Source organism: Halomonas korlensis, assembly GCF_900116705.1.
In the GTDB taxonomy this organism is placed as follows: Bacteria; Pseudomonadota; Gammaproteobacteria; order Pseudomonadales; family Halomonadaceae; genus Halomonas; species Halomonas korlensis.
Window position 1 is genome coordinate 195,031 of sequence record NZ_FPBP01000009.1, and the last position, 6,505, is coordinate 201,535.

Consider the following 6,505-nt stretch of genomic DNA (forward strand, 5'->3'; position numbering starts at 1 on the left):
GACCGCTCGCGGTTGCTGCACCGAGACCCGGGCGCGAGCCCGGACTTTCACCCTCCAGTGGGGTATCTCCGGTCTTGTGAGTCTCCCTCAGTCGCGATCGAAGGCGAAGCCATTCCAGGCTTGGCGGACAGGCATCACTTCCAGGCGATTGATGTTGATATGGGGCGGAAGGGTGGCGACGTGATAGATCTGCTCGGCGATATCCTCAGGCTGTAGCGGCGTGGTGCCGCCATAGAGCTTGTCGTGGCTCGCCTGGTCACCGCCGGTACGCACCAGGGTAAACTCGGTCTCGGCCAGGCCCGGGGCGATATCGGTGACTCGCACGCCGGTGCCCAGCAGGTCGCAGCGCAAGTTGTAGCTGAACTGACGGACGAAGGCCTTGGTTGCGCCGTAGACATGGTTGCCCGGATAAGGAGCATCGCCGGCCACCGAGCCGAGGTTGATGATGCTGGTGCCGGCCCCTTGCTCGATCAGCGTCGGCAACAGCGCATGGGTGACGTTGACCAGTCCCGTGACATTGGTATCGATCATGGTATGCCAGTCCTCGAGGTCTACCTTCTGTGCCGCATGGGGAGCTAGCGCCAGACCGGCGTTATTGACCAGGCAGGTCACCGCCTGGAACTCGCTGGGCAACGCCTCGACGACGGCCTTGACCGCCTGGCTATCGCGCACGTCGAGTGTTGCCGTATGCACCGGTCCTTTATCACTCAATTGATCCCGCAACTCGGCCAGCCGCTCCTCCCGACGGCCGGTCAGCACCAGCGACCAGCCTGCCTCGGCGAAGCGGCAGGCGCAGGCCCTGCCAAACCCCGAAGTCGCCCCGGTGATGAATGCAATCTTTTTCATAACACTCTCCTCTCGCTGAGTGGCTGTCGTGGATAGTGGCGTCATCGGGCGCTCGGGCTGATCGCGCGCCTGGTGTTCTTCATTGATTGGTTGGTGTCGCGCTATACACCGTGAGCCGACCTTTTGATTTTCAGGGATAGCGCCCGCTGCGACGGTTTTCCACCAGTCCCTTGAGGATGGCGTTGGCGTCCTGCATCACAGCGGAGGGAGGCTCCCCGCGGCGGCGGCTGCAGATGACAGGGGTGGTGATGCGCTTGTCGGCCAGATAGACATAGACGATGCCGTCGCGCTGCACGCGCTTGACCTGCTCGGGTACCAGGCTGATGCCGATTTCGGAGTGCACAAGGCCCAGTGCCGTCTGCAATTCGTTGGCTTCCTGTGCCACCTCTACCTTGAGACCCTGGCGACGAAAGAGGCCGAGCACCATATCGGCCATGCTGGGGCGTGGCTTGGCGGGAAACAGGATCAGCGGGTAACGGGCCAGTTGCTCGAGGGTCGGGGTGGTGCCTTCCAGCGGATGACCGGTCGGCAGGGCAGCCAGCATCGGTTCGTCAAAAAGTACCTCCTGCTCCACGTCCGGGTCATCTATCCTGAGACGTCCAAAGCCCATATCGATGCGTCCGGCCTTCAACGCCTGGATCTGCTGCACCGTGGTCAGCTCCGCCAGACTCAGCTCGACATTATCCTTTTGTCGCAGATCGCGGACCAGCAGCGGCAGCTGGCCATAGAACACTGACGGAACGAAGCCGATGCCGAACATGACGCGCTTGCTGCGGGCCATGCGCCGGGTGGCCTCCAGAGTGGCATCCACTTTCTCCAGTATCTGGATGGCGTGCTGCCGGAAGAACTGACCGGTCGGCGTCAGGCGTAAACCACGGGATCCCCGCTCGAACAGCTCGGCCCCGACTTCTTTCTCTAACTGTTTGATCTGCCTTGATAAAGGGGGCTGTGACATATGCAGGCGCTCGGCGGCGCAGGTCAGGTTAAGCTCCTCGGCGACCACGCAGAAGTACCTGAGATGGCGCAGTTCCATGATACCTCCAGGGTATGGCAGGGCACTCAAACAATATTGGTTAGGTCTTCACGCTGCAATCAAACTGCCACGTAATCACCAGTTTCCTGGACTTCGGAGCCACCCATGTCATCCGTGATCGAAAGTATCGAGACGCTGCTGGTCGACCTGCCGACCATCCGCCCCCACAAGCTCTCCATGACCACCATGGCCTGCCAGACCATGGTCATCGTGCGGATGCGTCACAGCGATGGCATCGAGGGGCTCGGCGAGGGCACCACCATCGGCGGCCTGGCCTATGGCCCCGAGAGCCCCGAGAGCATCAAGACCAACATCGATACCTATCTGGCGCCGCTGCTGATCGGCCAGCCCTCGGGTAACGTTCATGCGCTGCGCGCCCGGCTGAACCGACAGGCTCGCGGTAACGCCATCGCCAAGTCGGCGCTGGAAACGGCGCTGCTGGATGCCCAGGGCAAGCGCCTGGGGCTCTCCGTGGCCGAACTGCTGGGTGGCGCCCGTCAGACGCACCTGCCGGTGCTCTGGACCCTGGCCAGCGGTGATACGCAGAAGGACATCGATGAGGCTCTGTTGCGCCTCGACGAACGCCGCCACTGCGTCTTCAAGCTGAAGATCGGCGCCAACCCGGTCAAGTACGACGTGCGCCACGTCGCCGCCATCAAGGAGGCGCTGGGGGAGCGGGCAAGCGTGCGGGTCGATGTCAACCAGGCCTGGGACGAGTCCACTGCCGTGTACGGCATCCAGGCCCTGCAGGAGGGCGGCATCGACTTGATCGAGCAGGCGATCCCCGCCCGCGAGCACGCCGGCCTGATCCGCCTGGCCAACCGCTTCACCGTCCCGATGCTGGCCGACGAGGCGGTGCAGGATGCCCGCGACGGTATCGACCTGGTGTCGGGCGGCTTCAGCGGCGCCTTCGCTCTCAAGATCGCCAAGTCCGGTGGCATCAACGGGGTGCTGGAGCTGGCCCATGTGGCCCAGGCCGCCGGCATCGGGCTCTATGGTGGCACTTTACTCGAGGGCACGATCGGCACCGCCGCGTCCCTGCATGCCTGGGCAACGCTGCCCGAGATGGCCTGGGGCACCGAGATGTTCGGCCCGCTGCTGCTCAAGGATGACATCGTCGTCGAGCCGCTCAACTACCACGAGTTCGGGGTCGACTTGCCCCAAGGGGCGGGGCTCGGCATCACCCTTGACGAAGACAAATTGGCCCACTATTCGCGCAAATAAAGCTTTATAAGCCAGTCTTGTAAGTAAAGGCCCGTCAGCTAGGCTCAATACGCAGAGGCGCATCAGGCAAGTTGCGCAGGAACCGGGCAGGGCCCTACCGAGGAGAATAGAAATGCTGTTTCACGTGGAAATGACCGTCAAGCTGCCGCCGTCTATGCCGGCCGAACAGGCCGCCGAGATCAAGGCGACCGAGAAGGCCTACTCGCAGGAGCTGCAGCGCTCCGGCAAGTGGCGCCATCTGTGGCGCGTGGCCGGCAGCTACTCGAACGTCAGCATCTTCGACGTCGAGGATAACACCGAGCTACAGGAGCTGGTCAGCAACCTGCCGCTCTTCCCCTACATGGAGATCAGCGTCAAGCCGCTGTGTCGTCACCCGTCCTCCGTCCGCGAGGACGACTCCTGAACCACGGATGAAGCACGCCAGGCCTGCACATTGCAGCTGAATGGCAGAAGACGAATCAAGAGGAAAAAATCATGACCGTGAAGATATTTGAGACGCCCGAGGTGCAGGACTTTCTGAACACCGTCGCCGGCCTTGATCAGACGGGCGGCAACCCGCGCGCCAAGCAGATCATGCACCGGCTGCTGTCCGACCTGTACCGGCTGATCGACGACTTCGACGTCACCGAGGAAGAGTACTGGTCGACCGTCAGCCTGCTCAACGCGCTGGGTCACGACACCCAGTTCGGCCTGCTGTCCCCGGGGCTGGGCTTCGACCACTACCTGGACATGCGCCAGGACGCCATCGATGCCGAGGCCAAGCGCACCGGCGGCACTCCGCGCACCATCGAGGGCCCGCTCTACGTGGCCGGCGCCCCGGAAGCCGAGGGCTTCGCGCGCATGGACGACGGCAGCGACCCCGATGGCGAGGTGATGTGGCTGACCGGCCAGGTGCGTGACGTCGACGGCACGCCGATCCCCGGCGCCAAGGTCGAGATCTGGCATTGCAACTCCAAGGGCAACTACTCGTTCTTCGACCCGTCCCAGGACGAGTACAACATGCGCCGCACCATCTACGCCGACAGCGAAGGGCGCTATACCGCGCGCAGCATCATCCCCTCCGGCTACGGCGTGCCGGAAGGCGCCCCCACCGACGTGGTGCTCAAGGCCCTGGGCCGTCACGGCGAGCGCCCGGCGCACATCCACTACTTCGTCTCGGCGCCGGATCATCAGCACCTGACCACCCAGATCAACCTGGCCGGCGACCCCTATACCTTCGACGACTTCGCCTTCGCCACTCGCGAGGAACTGGTGGTGCCGGCCAAGCGTATCGAAGACCCGGCCGAGATCGCCAAGCGCGAGCTGGATGGCCCGTTTTCCGAGGTGGTGTTCGACATCGAACTGGCCAGGACCGAGGCCCCCGAGCTGCAGCACCGCCACGCCCGCCCGCGGGCCAAGGAAGACGCGCAGGACCAGCACAGCCAGCTGGCCGGCAGCGCCAAGGTCTGAGCCGACCCCTTTTTCCACGACGACCGGGCCGGCCCACGAGCGCAAGGGCCAGCCCCCTAGAACAATCGAGGACCTGGACCATGACGACCAAACTTGACCAACTCGAACAGCGTGTCCGTGGCGCCGTCGTCGACGACGCCGAGGCCGGCATCTTCCGCTGCCATCGCAGCATGTTCACCGACGAGGCCTTCTTCGAGCTGGAGATGAAGCACGTCTTCGAGGGCAACTGGCTGTTTCTGGCCCACGAGAGCCAGATCAGTGAGCCGGGTGACTACTTCACCGTGACCATGGGCCGCCAGCCGGTGGTCATCACCCGCGACAAGGCCGGCGAGCTGCATGGCCTGATCAACGCCTGCGCCCACCGTGGTGCCACCCTGTGCCGCCGCAAGCAAGGCAACAAGGGCACCTTCACCTGCCCCTTCCACGGCTGGACCTTCAAGAACGACGGCAAGCTGCTCAAGGCCAAGAACGAGAAGACCGGCGCCTACCCGGACAGCTTCAAGCAGGAAGGCTCCCACGACCTCAAGCGTCTGCCACGCTTCGCCAACTACAAGGGCTTTTTGTTCGGCAGCCTGAGCGATGACGTCCAGCCGCTCGAGGAGTACCTGGGCGAGACGATGAAGATCATCGACAACATCGTCGACCAGGCGCCGGAAGGCCTCGAGATCCTGCGCGGCACCTCCTCCTACACCTTCAACGGCAACTGGAAGCTGGGCGCCGAGAACGGGGCCGACGGCTACCACGTCAGTTCGGTGCACTGGAACTACGCCTCGACCATGGAGCGTCGCAACTACGACGCCGGCGGCACCAAGGCGGTGGACGCCGACGGCTGGTCGAAGAGCCTGGGCGGCTTCTACTCCTACAAGAACGGCCACATGCTGCTGTGGACGCGCCTGCTCAACCCCGAGGTGCGCCCGGTCTACAGCAACAAGGACTGGATCGAGCAGGAATTCGGCGAGGCGCGGGCCGACTCCATCGTCAACCAGACCCGCAACCTGTGCCTCTACCCCAACGTCTACCTGATGGACCAGTTCTCCACGCAGATCCGCGTGATCCGTCCGCTCGCCGTGGACAAGAGCGAAGTCACCATCTACTGCTTCGCGCCCAAGGGCGAGTCCGCGGAGAACCGTCGGGTGCGCATCCGCCAGTACGAGGACTTCTTCAACGTCTCGGGCATGGGCACGCCGGATGATCTGGAAGAATTCCGTGCCTGCCAGGCGGGCTACAACGGCGCGCTGGCCGAGTGGAACGACCTCTCGCGCGGCGCCAAGCAATGGATCGAGGGCGCCGACGACAACGCCCAGGCGATCGGCATGAAGCCGCTGCTCAGCGGGGCCTCCCCGGAAGACGAAGGCCTCTACGTGCTGCACCACAAGCACTGGGTCGAAGAGATGCTGCGCGCCATCGACAAGGAACGCAGCCAGTTTATCGCCACCCAGTCCGCGTAAGTCCGGCACGAACCGAGAAGGGGAGAACAGACATGAGCTTTAGCTATCACGACATCCAGGCCTTCCTGTACCGCGAGGCCCGCCTGCTCGACGACCGCCAGTGGGACGACTGGTTGGCCTGCTACCGTCAGGACGCGGTGTTCTGGATGCCGGCCTGGGACGACGACGACCAGCTGACCCGCGACCCGGAGTCGGAGATCTCGCTGATCTACTACCCGAACCGCGAGGGGCTCGAGGACCGGGTCTACCGGATCAAGACCGAGCGCAGCGGGGCCAGCATGCCCGAGCCGCGTACCACGCATCAGGTCACCAACCTGGAAATCCTGAAGGAAGCGGGCGACACGCTGGAGCTGCGCTTCAACTGGCACACCCTGAGCCACCGTTACCAGAAGACCGACAGTTACTTCGGCCATGCCTTCTACACCCTGGACGTGTCGGGCGAGACGCCGTTGATCACCAAGAAGGTCGTGCAACTCAACAACGACTACATCCACCAGGTCATCGA

At 63.8% G+C, this 6,505-nt stretch carries 7 protein-coding genes; 5 read left to right on the forward strand and 2 right to left on the reverse strand.

Going from position 1 to position 6,505, the window contains the following annotated elements:
* Window positions 1-87: 87 nt before the first annotated feature.
* Both BM341_RS13245 and BM341_RS13250 read right to left on the reverse strand, forming a co-directional pair.
* The gene (locus tag BM341_RS13245) at window positions 88-846 is read right to left on the reverse strand and encodes an SDR family NAD(P)-dependent oxidoreductase (protein ID WP_089796539.1); all 759 of its coding nucleotides are present in this window, start codon (window positions 844-846) and stop codon (window positions 88-90) included.
* Between the two features lie 130 nt (window positions 847-976).
* Entirely contained in the window at window positions 977-1,879 is a 903-nt protein-coding gene (locus BM341_RS13250; protein ID WP_089796540.1) for a LysR family transcriptional regulator, read from the reverse strand.
* 105 nt (window positions 1,880-1,984) lie between these two features.
* Here BM341_RS13250 and BM341_RS13255 point away from each other — a divergent pair, with 105 nt between their 5' ends.
* The 5 genes from BM341_RS13255 to benB all read left to right on the forward strand — a co-directional run.
* Window positions 1,985-3,103 carry a muconate/chloromuconate family cycloisomerase gene (locus BM341_RS13255; RefSeq protein WP_089796541.1) on the forward strand — a complete coding sequence of 373 codons (1,119 nt, stop codon included), beginning with the start codon at window positions 1,985-1,987 and terminating at the stop codon, window positions 3,101-3,103.
* Between the two features lie 112 nt (window positions 3,104-3,215).
* Window positions 3,216-3,506: a muconolactone Delta-isomerase gene (gene catC, locus BM341_RS13260; protein ID WP_089796542.1), complete on the forward strand. Its 291-nt coding sequence runs from the start codon at window positions 3,216-3,218 to the stop codon at window positions 3,504-3,506.
* 71 nt (window positions 3,507-3,577) lie between these two features.
* Window positions 3,578-4,552: a catechol 1,2-dioxygenase gene (gene catA / locus BM341_RS13265; RefSeq protein ID WP_089796543.1), complete on the forward strand. Its 975-nt coding sequence runs from the start codon at window positions 3,578-3,580 to the stop codon at window positions 4,550-4,552.
* 80 nt (window positions 4,553-4,632) lie between these two features.
* Complete coding sequence (locus tag BM341_RS13270) at window positions 4,633-6,000, forward strand: Rieske 2Fe-2S domain-containing protein (protein WP_089795255.1); 1,368 nt, start codon at window positions 4,633-4,635, stop codon at window positions 5,998-6,000.
* A gap of 32 nt (window positions 6,001-6,032) precedes the next feature.
* Window positions 6,033-6,505 (forward strand): benzoate 1,2-dioxygenase small subunit (gene benB / locus BM341_RS13275; protein WP_089796544.1); only part of this gene is annotated, 473 nt, incomplete at its 3' end.

Coding starts and splice junctions, on each gene's coding strand:
- BM341_RS13245 (WP_089796539.1), bottom strand. CDS start 846: ATGAAAAAGATTGCATTCATCACCGGGGCGACTTCGGGGTTTGGCAGG.
- BM341_RS13250 (WP_089796540.1), bottom strand. CDS start 1,879: ATGGAACTGCGCCATCTCAGGTACTTCTGCGTGGTCGCCGAGGAGCTT.
- BM341_RS13255 (WP_089796541.1), top strand. CDS start 1,985: ATGTCATCCGTGATCGAAAGTATCGAGACGCTGCTGGTCGACCTGCCG.
- catC (WP_089796542.1), top strand. CDS start 3,216: ATGCTGTTTCACGTGGAAATGACCGTCAAGCTGCCGCCGTCTATGCCG.
- catA (WP_089796543.1), top strand. CDS start 3,578: ATGACCGTGAAGATATTTGAGACGCCCGAGGTGCAGGACTTTCTGAAC.
- BM341_RS13270 (WP_089795255.1), top strand. CDS start 4,633: ATGACGACCAAACTTGACCAACTCGAACAGCGTGTCCGTGGCGCCGTC.